Here is a 17,224-nt window from a genome sequence, read left to right on the forward strand (position 1 = left end):
CTTTTATTTATCTTCCTGGAACAGGCCAAATACATTGTTTTCCGTATCTGCACACAGGGCCATGCTCCCGTAGCCGGGAACAGCCTCTCTGCCCCGGATGATCTTTCCTCCTAGTTTGCTCACTTTCTCCATGGATTCATTAATAGAAGCTACCCCAACAAAATTGGTGATGCCGGTTTGCCGGGGCTGTTCACCTTTTGTTATGCCCCCGCCAATGCCTTTTTCCCCGTTCAAATCCGAAGTCCCGATCTCATAATAGCCCGGAAAACCCGCAATCGGTCCGATCTTCCATCCGAACAATGCTTCATAAAAGCCTTTTGCCCGTTCGGGATCATCGGCGGGAATGTCAAAATGAATTATCGTTGCCATATTTACTATTTTTTTTAAGGTCCGCTGTAAACGAACCGGGTTAGTTGATCAAAAGGCTCCAACGTTCCTTTTTCAGCAAAATCGACCGCTTGCTGTATCTCGTTTTCAATTTTTTGTTCCAGACTGCCAATATCATCATTGGTTATCAGCTGTTGCCCCATCAATTTTGCCCGCAAGGCCGGGATCGGGTCCCGCTTTTTCCATTCTTCCACTTCACTCTTCTCCCGGTATAATTCGGCATCGAACATGGAGTGTGCGCGAAATCGGTAGGTATTGCATACCAGGAAGAAAGGTTTGCCCGTTGTTCGTACTTTTTCAACGGCCGCACGTGCAGCCTGCCCTACCTCCAGCACATCCATTCCATTGACGGCTGCAGATTCGATGCCATAAGCCGCTCCTTTCGTTTCCAGTTCCTGTACAGCATGCGAGTAGCGGATAGCGGTTCCCATGGCATACAGATTATTTTCGCATACCATCAATAACGGAACGTTCCATAAGGCCGCCAGATTCATGCTCTCATGGAACTCACCTTCAGCCGCGGCCCCTTCTCCAAAAAAACAACAGGTAATATTGCTCTTTTTCAGTTTTTTGGAGGCCAGCGCCATGCCGACAGACATCGGCAGGTGACCGGCAACTATGGCATTTCCCCCAAAAAACCGCTTTCCAACATCGAATAAATGCATGGAGCCCCCCCGGCCCCGGCAACATCCCTCCATTTTGCCATACATCTCTGCCATAATTACACCCGCGTCCATACCGCGCATCAGGGCATGACCGTGTTCCCGATAAGTCGCAAGCACATTATCTTCTGCTGTCAACGCCGGCATGACCCCCACCGCCACTGCCTCCTCCCCTACATATAAATGCAGGAACCCCCGGATCTTCGACTTCGTATACAATTCGGCGGATTTTTCCTCAAATCGCCGGATCAGCATCATCCGGTATAGAAGCTCCAGACCCTGTCTGCGGTCAATCGTTGTTGAAGCTGCTATGTCAGTTATATTTTCCATATTTGGCGATCAGGATTGTTCAAGCGTGGAAACATCGCCTTCCGGAAGTCCCAACTCCCTGGCTTTCAATAACCTCCTCAATATCTTGCCGCTTTTTGTTTTGGGCAGTTCAATCACGAAGGCGATCTCTTTCGGCGCTACTGCAGGTCCCAGCATTTTCCGCGCAAACCCGATTATGTCCAATTTGGTATTTTCGTCCCCGGAAACACCGGCCTTCAATACAATAAAGGCCTTTACGATTTCTCCGATTACCGGATCGGGCTTTCCAATCACCGCCGCTTCAGCGACCTCCGGATGTTCCACTAAAACGCTTTCCACTTCAAAAGGCCCAACCATATGTCCCGATGTCTTAATGATATCGTCCGCGCGCCCGACAAACCAGAAATATCCGTCTGCATCTATTTTGGCCAGATCTCCCGTGATATACCATTCTCCGCGAAAACATCTGTTATACCGTTCTTCATCGTGCAGGTAGCCCCGGAACATGGACGGCCAGCCTTTTTTTAAAACCAGCTGCCCTTGTTTGCCGGGTTCGTCGATAATTTGAATGGATGTTTCCGCCACGTCGGCGATAGCAGCTTCAGTTCCCGGCAATGGCCGCCCCATCGACCCTGGCTTTATCTTCAGAGTAGGATAATTGGCGATCATGATGCCGCCTGTTTCCGTCTGCCACCAATTATCCAATATGGGCATGCCAAAGGTCTTTTGCGCCCATCGCACCGCGTCAGCGTGCAAAGGCTCGCCTACACTGCAGATCAGCCTGAGTAACTTCAGGTCATACTTTTCCAGGGAGGCCAGGTTCATACGCATCAACCTGCGGATCGCCGTCGGGGCAGTATACCAAATATTCACTTTTTGCTCTTCCAATATCGAATACCAACGGGCGGCGTCGAATTCTTCTTCGTCAACGACACTGGTGATGCCACACACCAATGGCGCAATGATCCCATAGGAAGTTCCTGTCACCCATCCCGGGTCGGCGGTACACCAAAAGATATCTCCTTTATGGAAGTCCAGCACATATTTCCCGGTGACGTAATGCATTAGTACGGCATTATGCACATGCAAAGCGCCTTTGGGCATTCCCGTAGTACCACTGGTAAAGTGCAGGAGGGCCGGATCTTCGGGATCAGTAGCAGGAATAAAGAAATCATCATACGCTTCCTCCATTAACCTGGGAAGCGAAAAGACCTTCTCATCCATATCCTCTTCCTCATCGGTTAGCAGGATGAACCGGAGCAACGGGAGCCTATCCATCAGGGCCTTTATCCGCTTTTCATATAATTCACGGGTTGTTACCAGTATCTTCCCATTTCCACGGCTCAGCCGTTGGTATATTGGCTCAGGACCAAATACGGAAAACAAGGGAGAAAATACGGCTGCGGTCTTAAGCGTGCCCAGCGCGGCAATATATAGTTCGGGAATGCGGCCTGTGAGCGTAAAAACCCTATCTCCCTTTTGGATCCCCAGTCCCACCAGTGCATTGGCAAAGCGGGAAGTGAGGTGATGCATATCGGTGTAAGTAAAGTCTTTTACGCTTCTGTCTTTACGGACCCAACGGATGGCGATGGTGTCCGCCAATTCGGTTTTTGCATGCCGGTCAACCGCCTCATGGCTGATATTCAAGCCCCTATTTCCGGGTAACCCGTCAAGCCGGCCCCTTTCCAACTGCCAGTCGAACGTATGGCGGCTGGATTCATAATCCGTAAGATTATGGGAGAAGTCCCGAGGCAAAACAATCAATTCTTCCGGCATTTTTATTGGGTTAATCCAATATATTCCTGGTTCAAGGCGTCGGGTATGATCTCCATCATTGCATTCTCTGATATTGATCAAAGGAATGCCAATCATCCCGCCGGGTGATCGGAATCAATGATCACCAGTTTATTCGCATGGTACCTTCGTTAGACATTTTCTATAGAAAAAATGAAATTTTCCACTGACAGCCGGAATTTGCCGGCAGAAGAATTGGCGGCGTCAATGCAAAGGGAAAAAGGGAATATATGCATTTCCATTATCGTTCCCACTCATAAACTTTCGCCGGAAAGAAGGGTTGATCATTTAGTGCTCGACAAGGCAGTCCGGGCGGCCAAAAAGTATTTGTCGCTTAATTTCAGGGAGGAAGAAATAAAGCCGCTGCAACAATCGGTCGATGAATTATACCAGCGGATCGATTTCAACCATAATGCGATGGGGATAGGATTGTTTGTTTCCGCGAATATAAAAGAACTGGTGCAATTCTTTTTTCCGGTAAAGGAAAAGGTGATTATTGGCCGTTCGTTCGAGGTCAGGGACCTGTTATACCAGGCATATTACTCCCATCCCTATTACACTTTACTGTTAACCGAGAAAGAAGCGCGGCTTTTTGAGGGCAGGTTAAATCATCTCCTTGAGATAAAAGACGATAACTTCCCCAGGAAATATGTAGATGACTATATCTATACCCGGCCTACCCGCGGCTCATCCTTTGTTGGCAATTCTTTTGTGAAAGAATATGAAAAAGATAAATCCCAACTGGAAGAAATACGCTATCAACATTTCTGCGGGCTGGTTGAAGACGGTCTGAAGCACTATCTAACCAATAAAAATAGTGTTCCCTTGATCATTGCCGGAGCGAAAAAAGATCTGTCTTATTTTAGAATGGCGACACGCCAAACAAAAAATATCATTGGTGAAGTGGAGGGCAATTACTCCTATGTCACGACTACTGCACTGGGAGACCTTGTCTGGGAAGTGCTCAGGCCACACCTGGACAAGGTCAAACAGCAACTGATCGGGGAGTTCGATGAAAAGATCGGGGAGCGCCGTGGCATCTCGGGAATCCACGAGATCTGGAAGGCGGCCAAAGAAGGGAAAGGACTAACGCTCCTCGTAGAAAAAGACCTTTCCCTGCCCGGCTTTTTACCAAAAGAGAATGAATACGACTTATGGCTGCATCCGCCCAAAAAAGCTCACCAGGTCCTCGCCGACGCGGTGGACGACCTTATGGAAATAGTGTTGGAAAAGAGTGGCAAGGTGATTCTGTTGGAAAACAATTCGTTGAAAGATCATCAAGGAATGGCCCTGATCACAAGATATTGATTCCAATCAATTTAAAAATACTATCATGTTCTCCGATCGAAAAGAAGCGGCGAAAGAGCTGGCCAAAGCGCTGGAAAAATACAAAAACAAAAAGGTGATCGTATTAGGCATTCCCCGGGGAGGGGCCGAAACCGCTTATTATGTAGCCAAATACCTGGAAGCAGAACTTTCACTTTTAATATCCCGTAAACTGGGTCATCCCGGCGAACCGGAATTTGCATTCGGAGCCCTCGCGGAAGATGGATCGATCTACCTTAACAAGAATGCGGATTCGGAGGTTTCCCGGGAGATGATCGATGAAGAAACCAACCATCAAACAAAAGAAATTCAGAGAAGGATTAAGGTCCTGCGCAAGGGCAAACCTTTGCCCGATATAAATGGCAAAACGGTGATCCTGGTCGATGACGGCATAGCCACCGGTGCTACAGTTTTTGCAGCCATTAAAATGTGCAGGAGACAGGGCGCCGAGAAGATAGTTGTGGCGGCGCCTGTCTGCTCCGCAGGGAAAGAAAAAGAGATCCTGAAAGAAGCCGATGAGGCATTCATCCTGGAAAAGCCTCCTTCTTTTTTTGCGGTATCGCAGGCTTATGCTTCATTCTATAACCTGACGGATGAGCAGGCCGTCGCCTTTATGGAAAAATGGGAAAAAGAAAAGAATATCGCGCAGAATCAATGAATCAAAGAATTCCCAATGGCCTACTTGGTCGCCTTTATAAGAATATAAGATCCTTCCCCCCTGCCAGGGGTTGCGGCTTCGACCGTTTTTACCCGTCCTGGAAGATGAAAGAGCGTCTGGATCATTTCCTGTTGCCGGAAACCTGCTTTCCCGAGCCACTTGGAAACAGCCGTCGCCGAATAAAACCGGGCTCCCCTGTAAAATACGCTTCTCAAGGCACGGCGCTCATAAAGCCTGGCGATCGGGCTTCTTCTTTCGACGAACCCGACGATCAGCACGCCATCAGGTTTCAAAACCCTATAGGCCTCGCTCAATGCTTCTTGCACGTCATCGAAATAGCTGATGCAGAAATTCATCAGTACAAATTCGAACTGCCCGGAGTGATAGGGTAGTTTTTCAGCCTTTGCGTTCAGCACGAAAACACCTCTTTTCTCAGCCGCTTCCCTCATCCGGGGAGCCGGCTCTATACCATCCGTTATTCCCAGCGCTTTGGCGAATCGACCTGTTCCCACGCCTATCTCGATGCCCTTCCGCTTCTTTCCATCAGGTAAAAGCCGTTTTATAGCCGCCACTTCGGACCGGAAGACGTACGGGTATTTTTCAAACCACGCATCGTATTCCTCAACATGATCGTTAAAAGGGGATGCCGCTATCATAACACTTGAGTTTTCCAAATTTAAGCGCCCCCGCCCGATCTCCGGATGATGCGTGTCATCACCGGCATTGATGGTCATCACCATTCGAATATGGGCCAGGCCTCCGGGCTATCCCCAGGAAGAATGACACTGTCCGGAGGACGAATGCGCGGCATCAGTCACCTGAGCGTAATTAATTAAGGCGCTGGAGGAAGTCGGGCACAGCGAACGCAAGGCGCAGCAGCAGGCCATTACCTTTGTCAATGAGATCAAAAAAGACTGCGCTGCAGTACTAATGCAGTATATTCGCAGTTAGATCGATCGTGACCGTCGAATAATCCCTGTCGACAAAAAAACCACTCTAATTCAACCGTGAAGTCCATGCGCGCCAAAAGCAACGTCACCTTAGCCCGAATCAGCACGGGTATCGTCTTCCTCGCCCTTATCCGCACACTTTCGGAACCATTCCGCCTGCACCATTATTCTTCCTTACCGTTGAACTATGAAATCCTAAAACCTTACCTCGCAGGTGCATTGATCGCCTCCATCGCCCTTTTCGCCATGACCGTCTTTTCTTTCTTCTCAAAACACACCATCGTGCTCATCATCGCCGTTCTTGCCATCCTCACGCTGTTCATCATAAAAATATACGGCTGCCCGATTGGCTAACTCAACTACCGTTTCCTTCGCTCTTATATCGCTGTAGTCATCTCTACCTTATGCCTTGAATGAAATGCTGAAGCGGCTGCCTTCTCCTGGCGAACTGGTCACCCCGATACTTCCGCCCTGCGCCTCGATAAATTCCCGGGAAATTGCCAGGGCCAGTCCCATGCCAACGCCCTGCAGCCCACCCGGCATTTTAAAGTACCGTTCAAAAATATGGGGCAGGTATTTCGCCTCGATCCCCTTCCCGTGATCTTGTACACTGAATACCACCTGTCCATCCTCCCGCTTAACATCCACTTCTACGGTCCCGGGAGAAGGGGAATACCGAACGGCATTGGAAAGCATGTTGATCAGGACCCAGGTCGTCTTCTCCGCATCGACATTAATAGCAGGTAACTCTGATTCGATCTGTACCCGCATGGAGACCCCCGCCAGTTGCGCCTGAGCCTGCACGGCCTGGGTAGCCTGGCTCGTCAAATCTTTCGGCGATACCGCCGTTTTCTTCAGCTGGATATTGCCGGTCTCCACCTCCGTCACGTTAAGCAGTTCCGCCGTGATCCTCTGCAGGCGATCTGCCTCGTCGCTAATTTTCCCGGCAATTTCCCCCACATTTTCGACAGTACGTTTATCCCCGGGCTCCATCAGCAACTGGGCATTCTTTTTGATAATGGAGATCGGCGTTTTCAACTGATGGGATAAAGTGGCAATGAAGTTGGTTCTGGCTTCGTTCAGTTCATGAGACAACGTAACATTCCGAAGTACTACCACCTGGCCGATCACTTCATTGTTGTTGGTAACACTGAAGATGTCCCGGCTAAAATAGCTTTCCTTGTTATCTGCATAAATGTTCAAATCCTTATTGTCCCCCAGTGGCTGCAAGACAGTTCGCATTAAGTCATTTTTCAGTGCAATATCGGGTGCATACATGCCGAGAACTTCCTTTTCTTTCAGGCCCAACAGGTTTTGAGCGATGGTGTTTAGAAAAATAATACGCCGCCCCGCATCCAGTCCGATGATAGCGTCGCGCATCTGGTTGATGACCGTCTCGAGGCGGCTTTTCTCGAACTGTAATTCAGCAATGGAACTGTGCTCATAACTGTCCAGCTTTTCAGCCATGGTATTGAATGCACCCGCGAGCTCGCCAAACTCGTCGTTTTGCTTCAGATAGATCCGCTTTTGATAATTTTTCTTCGCTATCTCTTCAATTCCCTCGACCAATGATCGCATCGGTTCCGAGAGAACCCGCGGCAAATTGAAGATGAACGAGAAAGATATAAGGGTCAATATTGTAAAAATGGCGCTGATCCACAGCTTCGCCGACTCGCCTGCATGTCCTACCTCCGTGTTCTTTCTTCGGATAGCCGCCTCGTTTACGTCCTGAATGCGGATCAGCGCTTGCCGGATCACGGAAAAGCTCGCAGGATTTGCCGGTTCATTCTTGAGCTGCTCGAACCCCCGGCGAAGTTGCACCGTCGCATTCCCTTCGCCTTCTTCCGTAATATTCCCCTCCTGCTTTTTCAGGTTATCTTCAAAGAGCCGTATCGAATCCCTCCCCGCAGAAATGCTCTCCAGCGCCCGCAACATGTTGTTGGCATAGGCAAGCGATTCATAGTTATTACTGAGGACGTTCTGCGTGCCGGCGCTCAAACCGTTGATATAATAGATGCTGAGAATGCCAAAGCTGACGATCTCCGCAAACAGGAATCCAAGCCCCAATATCAATTTCGTTTTTAGCCGCATCCTCATATCAGGACAATATTACAATATCGATATCCGCCGCCGACAATTTGCTCAGCATTTGATTAAATACAGCGGTACTTAGTATGACGTTCAAGAGATTCAGATGCGGTTTCCCGATGCATACCGTGGTGATCCGCATTTCTTCCGCCTTCTCAATGATGCCTTTGGCGATATTATTGTGTTTGATCCTGACCACCTCAGCGCCCAACTCCGTGGCCAGCTTGAAATTGTTGATCAGGTGTCGCTGGGCTGCCAGTCCGATCTTGTCCCCATCCTCCTTCGGCGTTTGTACATACAGGGCACACCATTTGGAATGATAATAGGAGGCCAGACGAGCCGTCTTCCGGATCACCATACGGGCCGTTTCGTGGTTGCTGCTGACACATGCCATGAACCGTTCGGCCCGGAGCTGGACGTTTCTCGGCAGCTCCGCTTCTATTTTTCGTTCCACCGCACTTGCCACTTCCTTCAGCGCCAGCTCCCGCAATTGCAGAATCTTCTCCGACTGAAAGAAATTTTTCAATGCCGTCGCCACTTTGTCCGGTGTATATATCTTTCCCTCCTTTAGGCGGGCAACCAGTTCGTCCGCCGTTAGGTCTATGTTTACCACTTCATCTGCCTGTTGGAGCACGCTATCGGGGACCCGTTCGGTTACATCCACTCCCGTAATGCTCTTTACTTCTTCATTCAGGCTCTCAATGTGCTGAATATTCACCGCGCTGATGACATTGATACCGGCATCCAGGATGGCCATTACGTCCTGCCACCGCTTCTCATTTTGACTTCCCTCGATATTGGTATGCGCCAGCTCATCGACAATGACGATCTCGGGGTGCAGGTTTAAGACTGCTTGCAGATCAAGCTCCTCCAGTTCCTTCCCTTTATAAAAACATTTCCGCCGTGGGATCACCGGGAGGCCTTCCAGCAGATCGTGTGTTTCCTTTCGGTTATGGGTCTCAATATAGCCGATCTTCACATCCGCTCCGTTGCGCAACAGCGTCTTTGCTTCCTGCAACATCCGGTAAGTCTTACCCACCCCGGCGCTCATGCCGATGTAGACCTTGAATTTACCCCGCCGCGATCGCCGGATAAGATCCAAAAACTGTTCGGCTTGTTTTTCCTGTTCAGGCATATGGCACTATATTATGAATAATGGGAAGGACCATCCCGGGAAATTTTACACCAAGATAGCCCTTCCAATTCAATCTTCAAGCCTGCTTTAAAACCGTACCAGCAGGGCCAGGATGATCCGAGACTCGGATTTTTTAAGATCCGGCATCCATCCTCCCCACGCACTCAGCGGCGGCGCGATCGACGCGCCATTCGATGTATACGTAAAGGCGCCACCGGGACCGGCGGTGTTCGTATACCCCGAGGGCGAAGTCACTCCACCATGCCCGGCAAAATATCCCGGCATCGCCGCTACCCCGCCGGCAACTGCCGCGTCCGATGGGCTCATGGCATTCACCTGGCGATGTACAAATTCGACTTTCACCGTTATATTGTCCTTCGGCATATAATCCAATGAGGTCGAATAGTCCCAGGCGTCAAAGGTCGATCCCGGCCCGGTCTGCGCCTGGTATAGGGTGTCGGCATACCCTGTCGGTGCAAGAACGAGATATTGGCCGGGATTGTGCATATATCCTCCGCCGATCGTCCAGGCGAATTTTTGCTTCTCGCCCAACCAAAGCCGGTTATAGATCATCCCACTGATAAAATTCTGCGCCGGCTTGTAATTGGCTGTTCCTTTTGTTCCGCTACCGAACGGACTGACCCCATCGCCGTTCTCGATCCCGAAGTCACCGGTGATCGAAAAGGCTGCTTTCGTGACAAACCCCGTCTTCCGGTTGAGGTATCGCAATTGGTAGCTGTTATCGCTGTGCAGCCTGTACCGGCCAGGTGCGCCCTGATCGTCCTTTCCGTAGTAGAAATTCGCAACATAATCCACTGTTTCCTTCGGCCGGTAGTAAATCGAAAAGCCCGTCCCGGGCGCGTTATTGAACCGGCCATAGCTCTGCCAGCCGTTGATCAGCCACAGCTCTACCTTCAATTTGTCGGTTGGAAAGGTCTGCAACCGCAATCCATTAAAAAACCAAGGTGTGTTGTCTGAGGTATAGGAAGGTTGGTAACCCCAGTTCTCCGTGTTGTTGTAGGAAAAGAGCCCAATGTAGGACATGAAAATGCCCGCATCCAGGTTAATCCCATGCCAGGTATCCCAGTGATAACCTGCGTAGGCTTCACTGATGTACCGGTAGATCGTCTGCAGATCGTACTGGCCCTTGTACGAACTCCCGTCATTCCGCGGTACCACCGTGCTCCGGGTCCCGAACTGCATCATGATCCGCCCGCGGACATTGTTGACATGAATGTCCCCGCCGAATCCCAGGAAGGAAAGCTGGAGCTCGTTATTCCGGGACAACGCTGTACTTCCCACGACAGTGTTATCGATGGGATTGTTATTGGAATGCGTGTAATTCAGGTCCAACGTGATATCACTGGTGAAATACTTGCTGTCTATCAGCGGCGGACTTGTCTTTCGGCTGGTGCCGTTGAGCCAGGAGAAATCCCCGAAGGCAAATGGCGCGCTCGCCGGCTCCTTCGCCGGAAAACCGGCCGTATCCCTTTTAAAAAGACGCGAGAATAAACCCTTGGTGCCATTGGCAGGCGCCTTCGCAAAAGCACTGGACGGGGAATCCTGAGCGGAACTGCTACAAACGGCCAATGAAGTACCAATACAAAAAACAACTCTCTTAAGCATATACTGATTTTTATAAGACATTATTACTTGGACATTGTGTCCAGGGCGATGTTGAGGCGAAGCACGTTCACCCTCTCCGTGCCGAATATTCCCAGTAGGGGCTTTTCCGTGTTTTGTTCGATCATTTTCCGGATATCCGCCTCACTGATCTTCCGGATTGCGGCAATTCGCTTTGCCTGCACAAAGGCAGCGTCCGGAGAAATATCCGGGTCCAGCCCACTGCCGGACGCAGTCACCAGGTCGGAGGGGATCTGTTCTTTCGCTATTCCCGGGTTGTGGGCAAGGAAGGTGTCAATGCGCGACTGCACATCTTTCAGATAATCCGGGTTCGACGGCCCTTTGTTGCTGCCGCCGCTACCCGCCGCGTTATAGCCTACCGCCGAAGGGCGGCTCCAGAAATAGTTGTCCTTTGTGAAGCCCTGGCCTTCCAGGGCGTATCCAACGACCTTGCCATTCAGCATTACCGGCTCCCCCTTCCCTTTAGCCGGTGCAGCCTGGGCAGCGCCGAGGATGATCAAGGTATAGATGCCGCAAAAAAAGCCTATGCAGACCAAGGTCAATCGAATCGAGGGCAGAATATACTGTTTCATACAAATATGTTTTTTAGAACCAGATGGAAACGATTAGGTCGATTAGTTTGATCCCGATGAACGGCACGACGACCCCGCCAAAACCGTACACCAGCAGATTCCGCCGCAGCAGGGCGCTGGCGCCCAGCGGCCGGTAAGTCACGCCCCGCAAAGCAAGCGGTATCAGCAGCGGAATGATAATGGCGTTAAAGATCACGGCCGACAGGATAGCACTCTCGGGACTATGCAGGTGCATAATGTTCAGGCCCTGCAGTGCGGGAATCGATACGATAAACAGCGCCGGCACGATGGCAAAATATTTGGCGACGTCGTTGGCAATGGAAAAGGTGGTCAGGGTGCCCCGGGTCATCAGCAACTGTTTGCCGATCTCCACGATCTCGATCAGCTTGGTGGGATCGTTATCCAGGTCCACCATATTGCCGGCCTCCTTGGCGGCCTGCGTGCCGCTGTTCATGGCAACGCCCACATCCGCCTGGGCGAGGGCCGGGGCGTCATTGGTCCCGTCACCCATCATGGCTACCAATTTGCCGCCTTGCTGTTCCTTGCGGATATAATTCATCTTATCTTCCGGTTTGGCTTCAGCGATGTAGTCATCTACGCCCGCCTTTTCTGCGATGAATTTAGCCGTGAGTGGGTTGTCCCCGGTGACCATCACCGTTTTTACACCCATCTTGCGAAGGCGTTGAAAGCGCTCCTGTATACCAGGCTTGATGATGTCCTGAAGCTCGATCACGCCCAGCACCTTCTCATTGCGGCTGACGACAAGAGGAGTACCACCATTTCCCGCGATCTCTTTTACCCGCTGCTCGGTTTCCCCTGGAAAGGGATTCCCCGCCCTGGCTACAATGTTGCGAATGGCGTCGGATGCTCCTTTGCGGATGCGAAGTGCTTCCGGGGAAGAAGAGGTAGCCGGTACGTCGATCCCGCTGCTACGGGTCTCGGCTGTGAAGGCGATGAACCTAACTCCTTTTTCGGGTTGCAGCGCCGGCGCCTTTATTCCCGCCGCGCCGGCCAGTTCCACGATGGATTTCCCTTCCGGCGTCTCGTCGGCCAGTGACGCCAACAGGCAGGCTTCGATGAACACCGGCGTATCAATATTATTGGCCGGCCAGAAATGCGTGGCTTTGCGGTTGCCGATGGTGATCGTGCCGGTCTTATCCAGCAGCAAGGTGTCGATATCCCCTGCCGTCTCCACCGCTTTCCCGCTTTTGGTGATCACATTAGCGCGCAACGCCCTGTCCATCCCGGCAATTCCAATAGCGCTGAGAAGGCCCCCAATCGTGGTGGGTATCAGGCAGACAAATAACGAAATGAATGCCGCGATAGTGATCGGTGTGCTGGCATAGTCGCCAAAAGGTTTTAGCGTCACGCAAACGATAACAAAGATGAGCGTAAACCCGGCAAGAAGGATCGTCAGGGCGATCTCGTTGGGCGTCTTCTGGCGCGAAGCTCCTTCCACCAGGGCGATCATCTTGTCCAGGAAACTTTCCCCCGGCTCCGTGGTCACCCTTACGGTGATCTTGTCGCTCAAGACCTTTGTGCCGCCCGTAACCGAAGACTTATCCCCTCCGGCTTCCCTTATCACCGGGGCGCTCTCGCCCGTGATGGCCGATTCGTCAATCGTCGCAAGACCTTCGATGATCTCCCCGTCCATGGGAATGATGTCGCCGGCCTCACAAATGAAGACATCCCCTTTTCTGAGTTGGGAGGACGGTACCACCTTTACCTCATTTACAAAGACCTCCCCTACGGGAAATACCTTTTTCGCCGGCGTGTCTTCCCTGGTCTTCCTCAGGCTATCCGCCTGGGCCTTGCCTCTTGCCTCGGCGATCGCCTCGGCGAAATTGGCAAACAACAACGTGAGCAGTAGGATGATAAAGATCAGCAAGTTATAGGCCAACCCGCCCTGCGACTTTTCACCCGCCATGATCCATATACAGACCCCCAGCATGATCGCCGTGCCGATCTCCACCGTGAACATCACCGGGTTGCGGAATAGCAGCCTGGGATTCAACTTCAGGAATGACTGGCCCAGGGCCTCTTTTACCAGCGCCGGTTCAAACAGTTTATTGCTTCTTTTATGCTTTGACATTCTAATTCAGTTTTTTTCATTTAACGCATGCCGAAATATTCTGCGATCGGACCCAGCGACAGCGCGGGAAAGAAGGACAATGCCGCCACGATCAAGATCACCGCCAGCACCATGATGCCGAAGGTGCCGGTATCTGTTTTTAAGGTACCCGCACTCTCGGGGATGTATTTCTTCCTGGCCAGGATACCCGCGATCGCCACCGGACCGACGATGGGCAGGAAGCGGGACAGCAGCATGACCAGTCCACAGGCGATGTTCCAGAAAGGGGTGTTATCGCCTAATCCTTCGAAGCCCGAGCCATTGTTTGCCGAAGAGGAAGTGAACTCATAGAGCATTTCCGAAAAACCGTGATTGCCGGGATTGTTGAGCCAGGCGGCGTATCCCTTTGGATCGCCCGAATAGAGATGGGAGGATACCGCCGTGGCAGCCAGGATCAGCAAGGGATGAAGCAAGGCAATAATGGACGCTATCTTCATTTCCTTCGCCTCGATCTTTTTCCCCAGGAACTCGGGCGTTCGTCCCACCATTAGCCCCGAGATGAATACGGCGATAATAATAAAGATGTAAAAGTTTAGGAAGCCGACTCCCACCCCGCCGTAAAAGCAGTTGACCATCATGCCCAGCATGGTGAACATGCCGGTCAGCGGCGTGAGGCTGTCGTGCATGGCGTTGACCGAACCATTGGACGTTACGGTAGTGGAGATAGCCCAATAAGCCGATGCCGCCGGGCCAAAACGTACTTCCTTGCCTTCCATGCTGCCCATTTTCTGCGCGATCCCCATCTTGGCAATGGCGGGATTGCCCTTCATTTCGAGGTAAATAGAAGGAATAGCGAACAAGAGGAAGCCCACCGTCATGACGGCGAATATCACCCAGGCCAATCGCTTGCGTTTCAATATATGGCCAAGGGCAAATATCATCGCGATCGGAATAAGGACAATACTGATACATTCCACCATATTGGTGAAATAGTTGGGATTCTCAAACGGAACCGCCGAATTGGCGCCGAAGAATCCGCCGCCATTCGTCCCCAGCTGCTTGATCGCGATCATCGCTGCCGCCGGCCCCCGGCTCACATTCACCGTGTCGCCCTGCATAGAAATATATTGCGCCTTGCCTTCGAAGTTCATCGGCGTACCGTTGAATACCAATATAAGGGCCACGATGATCGATAAGGGCAGCAGCACGCGGGTGGACGACCGAATCAGCAGGACAAAGAAATTTCCCAGCTTCTCCGTTGTCCTTTCCTTCATCGCCTTAAAGACCACGGCGCAGGCGGCCATTCCGGTTGCCGCACTGATGAATTGCCAGAGCATCAACACCAATTGGCCCAGGTAAGACATCCCGGTTTCACCCGAATAGTGTTGCAGGTTAGTATTCGACACAAAACTTATTGCCGTGTTGAAGGCCAGGTCACCGCTCATGGACGGGTTACCATCCGGGTTCAGCGGTAGCCAGCCCATATTCGTGAGGATGAACATCGACAACAGGAACCAGAACAGATTAATGGTAAGCATGGCCAGGAGGTGCTGTTTCCAATTCATTTCCCGGTCAACCCGGATGCCGCCCAGTCGGTAGAAAAGTTTGTCAAGCGGGTTCAGTACCGCGTCCAGCCAGGTTTTCTCTCCTTCAAACACTTTTCCGATATATCGGCCTAGCGGAATCGCCAGCGCCACCAGCAGGATGTACATGGCAAGGGCGCCCATGATTTCCGTGTTCATAGATTGTTATTTTGAGTTTCTTAAAATTTTTCCGGTTTTACCAGTACATAGCAGAGATAGACAAACGTCAGGATGGCGATGATAAATAACAGTGTCATGGATTAGATTTTTTCAAAAAAGTCAATGGATCTAAAAAAGAGGGCAAAACAAATGCAGCCCGCAGCGACAAGAATGATAGTGAGCATCATAATGGATCTTTTATTTCTGAAAGAAGATTTTAAATTTCAGATAGAGCAGGAATATCATCGCAAACCCCATCAGCCAGATCAGGAGCACCACGACAGCTTCGATTAGTTGATTTCTCTTTGGGGCCATTACAATAGAGGTCAGGTTGAACAATTCACTACTATACCCGCCCCGATTTCCCAAGTCCTGTGCCTCATCTTTCCGGTTACGGCCCTAGAGTGATTAAATCGTTGATAATCCAATCAATAGATCAAATTCTACCCCTTTTCTGCGGTCTGCCGATTGAACCTAACTCTTCCATTTTGAAAAGACAATTCCCACAATGGAAGGCATGGCAAACAACCCCTCCATGAAGCTATCCTCTTCCGGATCTATAGGACATGACGCCAATCACCCCACAGGCTGAGTTTCAGCCCGGTTTCTCCAATTAGCTGTGGGCGGGAGGCACTGGAAATGGAGACTTGAGAATTTCTCTGCCGCACCAAAATCTTTCAAAACGGAGCGCCGATTTTCAATTAGGAAAGGCAAAATAGCTGCATCTACCCCCTAATGCATTTAATGTGAAGTTGTTGAAAAACCGGAATAACATTGGCATTATCGTTTTCACACCCAAATTGCTACCGATGTCCCCGAAAATCACCAGGATGATCGTCATTGCGATGGCTTGGTTAATGGCCCTGAGCCTGGTGTACCTTTTCATTCTGAAGCTGCGGCTGCTCAAGTCCCTCTTTCATTGATGGGTGCAGCGGTCGCTAAAAGGAGGATAAGATTATGACAAAGTATATTGTATTCGATAATGAAGGGCATACCTCCGACCGTTACACAATTGTTGACCGTATATCCGGAAATGTCTTCGCCGCTTGCGAGCAAAGCAATGATGCCGGCGTTACAGGCAGGTATTGCGGCAACTGTGCGGACCATCGCGTCACCCTATATGGCGCCGGTTGGCGGCAAATGCCGCTAAGCCAAAGGATCATAATGGCAGAAACGGATAACTATGTTCGCAATGCTCAACTGAACCCGGACTGGCTTGGGAAGCAACTTCCGTGGCGGTATTGTCCGTTAAGTCTTCAGGAATATATTGCCACTCTGGACAAAATGGAGTCAAATGAGGCCCACCGGGTAATAGAGATGCCGCAAATGGGGTCGGAACGCGATGGCACGCCCTCCAAATCGGCAATCACACAGTAGCGAGCAAATATCGTTTGGCTTCCAGGACGATCTGCCCGTTGATCAGGTCGCCCGCCGTTTTCCCAACCGAAGATTTAGTCATCGCATTCAACTGGTACACCGACAGACTCAACATGTCGGCATATTGCGATACATTCTTAATGACTTTGATGTTTTCTTCCAGCAGTCTGCAAAAATCCTCATAGCGATCACCGATTCTTGCCGATTGAAATCATGTTTGTGAAGCTCGTGCTTCAGTTGTTTCCCATTGAGCACGACGCTCAGATCCCTTACGCTGATGCGGGCAGCGGTGGTTGGTAGTTTGGATGTCGGGGCGATACGCCGGATCGGGATTGACTTCATGCAAGCATCAAATTGTCGTAAAAATACAAATTTAGCCTAGCTTTGAAACGCATGCAGCTCCCCGCATCCTTCCAATTATCCGGAATTCTCCGGCACCACCTCTCCCTGCAGGGTGACGGCTCGGCCATCCGCAAACTCCGCCTTTTCGCAGACGGCAACACCAGCAT

At 50.9% G+C, this 17,224-nt stretch carries 16 protein-coding genes; 4 read left to right on the forward strand and 12 right to left on the reverse strand.

The window, feature by feature from the left end; translation table 11 throughout:
* Nucleotides 1–3: 3 nt before the first annotated feature.
* Genes VHE34_RS17855 through acsA form a run of 3 tightly spaced genes read right to left on the reverse strand, consistent with a single transcriptional unit; the run spans nucleotide 4 to nucleotide 3,134 of the window.
* Nucleotides 4–369 (reverse strand): VOC family protein, encoded by a 366-nt coding sequence (locus VHE34_RS17855; RefSeq protein WP_325590214.1) that lies wholly within the window; start codon nucleotides 367–369, stop codon nucleotides 4–6.
* 14 nt (nucleotides 370–383) lie between these two features.
* Nucleotides 384–1,379: a pyruvate dehydrogenase (acetyl-transferring) E1 component subunit alpha gene (gene pdhA, locus VHE34_RS17860; protein ID WP_325590215.1), complete on the reverse strand. Its 996-nt coding sequence runs from the start codon at nucleotides 1,377–1,379 to the stop codon at nucleotides 384–386.
* A gap of 9 nt (nucleotides 1,380–1,388) precedes the next feature.
* Complete coding sequence (gene acsA, locus VHE34_RS17865; protein ID WP_325590216.1) at nucleotides 1,389–3,134, reverse strand: acetate--CoA ligase; 1,746 nt, start codon at nucleotides 3,132–3,134, stop codon at nucleotides 1,389–1,391.
* A 171-nt stretch (nucleotides 3,135–3,305) separates the two neighbouring features.
* On the opposite strand from acsA, the gene VHE34_RS17870 reads away from it, so the two are divergent.
* Both VHE34_RS17870 and VHE34_RS17875 read left to right on the forward strand, forming a co-directional pair.
* Nucleotides 3,306–4,460 (forward strand): hypothetical protein, encoded by a 1,155-nt coding sequence (locus tag VHE34_RS17870; protein WP_325590217.1) that lies wholly within the window; start codon nucleotides 3,306–3,308, stop codon nucleotides 4,458–4,460.
* Between the two features lie 25 nt (nucleotides 4,461–4,485).
* Entirely contained in the window at nucleotides 4,486–5,136 is a 651-nt protein-coding gene (locus VHE34_RS17875) for a phosphoribosyltransferase (protein WP_325590218.1), read from the forward strand.
* 20 nt (nucleotides 5,137–5,156) lie between these two features.
* On the opposite strand, the gene VHE34_RS17880 is transcribed toward VHE34_RS17875, so the two are convergent.
* Nucleotides 5,157–5,870 carry a class I SAM-dependent methyltransferase gene (locus tag VHE34_RS17880; protein WP_325590219.1) on the reverse strand — a complete coding sequence of 238 codons (714 nt, stop codon included), beginning with the start codon at nucleotides 5,868–5,870 and terminating at the stop codon, nucleotides 5,157–5,159.
* A 282-nt stretch (nucleotides 5,871–6,152) separates the two neighbouring features.
* Here VHE34_RS17880 and VHE34_RS17885 point away from each other — a divergent pair, with 282 nt between their 5' ends.
* A complete protein-coding gene (locus tag VHE34_RS17885) occupies nucleotides 6,153–6,440 on the forward strand; it encodes a hypothetical protein (protein WP_325590220.1) in 288 nt (95 codons plus the stop codon).
* Between the two features lie 48 nt (nucleotides 6,441–6,488).
* On the opposite strand, the gene VHE34_RS17890 is transcribed toward VHE34_RS17885, so the two are convergent.
* From VHE34_RS17890 to kdpF, 7 genes are all read right to left on the reverse strand, one after another.
* Nucleotides 6,489–8,183, reverse strand: a complete 1,695-nt coding sequence (locus tag VHE34_RS17890) for a sensor histidine kinase (RefSeq protein WP_325590221.1) — start codon at nucleotides 8,181–8,183, stop codon at nucleotides 6,489–6,491.
* A gap of 1 nt (nucleotide 8,184) precedes the next feature.
* Entirely contained in the window at nucleotides 8,185–9,309 is a 1,125-nt protein-coding gene (locus VHE34_RS17895) for a sensor protein KdpD (protein ID WP_325590222.1), read from the reverse strand.
* A gap of 87 nt (nucleotides 9,310–9,396) precedes the next feature.
* Nucleotides 9,397–10,935 (reverse strand): outer membrane beta-barrel protein, encoded by a 1,539-nt coding sequence (locus tag VHE34_RS17900; RefSeq protein WP_325590223.1) that lies wholly within the window; start codon nucleotides 10,933–10,935, stop codon nucleotides 9,397–9,399.
* A gap of 23 nt (nucleotides 10,936–10,958) precedes the next feature.
* Nucleotides 10,959–11,525 carry a K(+)-transporting ATPase subunit C gene (locus tag VHE34_RS17905; RefSeq protein WP_325590224.1) on the reverse strand — a complete coding sequence of 189 codons (567 nt, stop codon included), beginning with the start codon at nucleotides 11,523–11,525 and terminating at the stop codon, nucleotides 10,959–10,961.
* A 13-nt stretch (nucleotides 11,526–11,538) separates the two neighbouring features.
* A complete protein-coding gene (kdpB, locus tag VHE34_RS17910; RefSeq protein ID WP_325590225.1) occupies nucleotides 11,539–13,617 on the reverse strand; it encodes a potassium-transporting ATPase subunit KdpB in 2,079 nt (692 codons plus the stop codon).
* A gap of 20 nt (nucleotides 13,618–13,637) precedes the next feature.
* Nucleotides 13,638–15,338 (reverse strand): potassium-transporting ATPase subunit KdpA, encoded by a 1,701-nt coding sequence (gene kdpA / locus VHE34_RS17915; RefSeq protein ID WP_325590226.1) that lies wholly within the window; start codon nucleotides 15,336–15,338, stop codon nucleotides 13,638–13,640.
* Nucleotides 15,339–15,358: 20 nt separating this feature from the next.
* Complete coding sequence (gene kdpF, locus VHE34_RS31180; RefSeq protein WP_414709905.1) at nucleotides 15,359–15,436, reverse strand: K(+)-transporting ATPase subunit F; 78 nt, start codon at nucleotides 15,434–15,436, stop codon at nucleotides 15,359–15,361.
* 859 nt (nucleotides 15,437–16,295) lie between these two features.
* On the opposite strand from kdpF, the gene VHE34_RS17920 reads away from it, so the two are divergent.
* Nucleotides 16,296–16,715, forward strand: coding sequence for a hypothetical protein (locus VHE34_RS17920; RefSeq protein ID WP_325590227.1), 420 nt, complete (start codon nucleotides 16,296–16,298; stop codon nucleotides 16,713–16,715).
* On the opposite strand, the gene VHE34_RS17925 is transcribed toward VHE34_RS17920, so the two are convergent.
* Nucleotides 16,705–16,830, reverse strand: a complete 126-nt coding sequence (locus VHE34_RS17925) for a hypothetical protein (RefSeq protein ID WP_325590228.1) — start codon at nucleotides 16,828–16,830, stop codon at nucleotides 16,705–16,707. The genes VHE34_RS17920 and VHE34_RS17925 overlap by 11 nt on opposite strands.
* Nucleotides 16,831–17,224 lie beyond the last annotated feature (394 nt).

The sequence above is a fragment of the Puia sp. genome (assembly GCF_035546395.1).
In the GTDB taxonomy this organism is placed as follows: Bacteria; Bacteroidota; Bacteroidia; order Chitinophagales; family Chitinophagaceae; genus Puia.

Bases quoted from the DNA above. Each gene is read 5' to 3' on its own strand.
- VHE34_RS17875 (WP_325590218.1), top strand. From the start codon at position 4,486: ATGTTCTCCGATCGAAAAGAAGCGGCGAAAGAGCTGGCCAAAGCGCTG.
- VHE34_RS17895 (WP_325590222.1), bottom strand. From the start codon at position 9,309: ATGCCTGAACAGGAAAAACAAGCCGAACAGTTTTTGGATCTTATCCGG.
- VHE34_RS17900 (WP_325590223.1), bottom strand. From the start codon at position 10,935: ATGCTTAAGAGAGTTGTTTTTTGTATTGGTACTTCATTGGCCGTTTGT.
- VHE34_RS17905 (WP_325590224.1), bottom strand. From the start codon at position 11,525: ATGAAACAGTATATTCTGCCCTCGATTCGATTGACCTTGGTCTGCATA.
- VHE34_RS17855 (WP_325590214.1), bottom strand. From the start codon at position 369: ATGGCAACGATAATTCATTTTGACATTCCCGCCGATGATCCCGAACGG.
- VHE34_RS17880 (WP_325590219.1), bottom strand. From the start codon at position 5,870: ATGACCATCAATGCCGGTGATGACACGCATCATCCGGAGATCGGGCGG.
- VHE34_RS17920 (WP_325590227.1), top strand. From the start codon at position 16,296: ATGACAAAGTATATTGTATTCGATAATGAAGGGCATACCTCCGACCGT.
- kdpF (WP_414709905.1), bottom strand. From the start codon at position 15,436: ATGACACTGTTATTTATCATCGCCATCCTGACGTTTGTCTATCTCTGC.
- VHE34_RS17890 (WP_325590221.1), bottom strand. From the start codon at position 8,183: ATGAGGATGCGGCTAAAAACGAAATTGATATTGGGGCTTGGATTCCTG.
- kdpB (WP_325590225.1), bottom strand. From the start codon at position 13,617: ATGTCAAAGCATAAAAGAAGCAATAAACTGTTTGAACCGGCGCTGGTA.
- kdpA (WP_325590226.1), bottom strand. From the start codon at position 15,338: ATGAACACGGAAATCATGGGCGCCCTTGCCATGTACATCCTGCTGGTG.
- VHE34_RS17885 (WP_325590220.1), top strand. From the start codon at position 6,153: ATGCGCGCCAAAAGCAACGTCACCTTAGCCCGAATCAGCACGGGTATC.
- pdhA (WP_325590215.1), bottom strand. From the start codon at position 1,379: ATGGAAAATATAACTGACATAGCAGCTTCAACAACGATTGACCGCAGA.
- acsA (WP_325590216.1), bottom strand. From the start codon at position 3,134: ATGCCGGAAGAATTGATTGTTTTGCCTCGGGACTTCTCCCATAATCTT.
- VHE34_RS17870 (WP_325590217.1), top strand. From the start codon at position 3,306: ATGAAATTTTCCACTGACAGCCGGAATTTGCCGGCAGAAGAATTGGCG.
- VHE34_RS17925 (WP_325590228.1), bottom strand. From the start codon at position 16,830: ATGTTGAGTCTGTCGGTGTACCAGTTGAATGCGATGACTAAATCTTCG.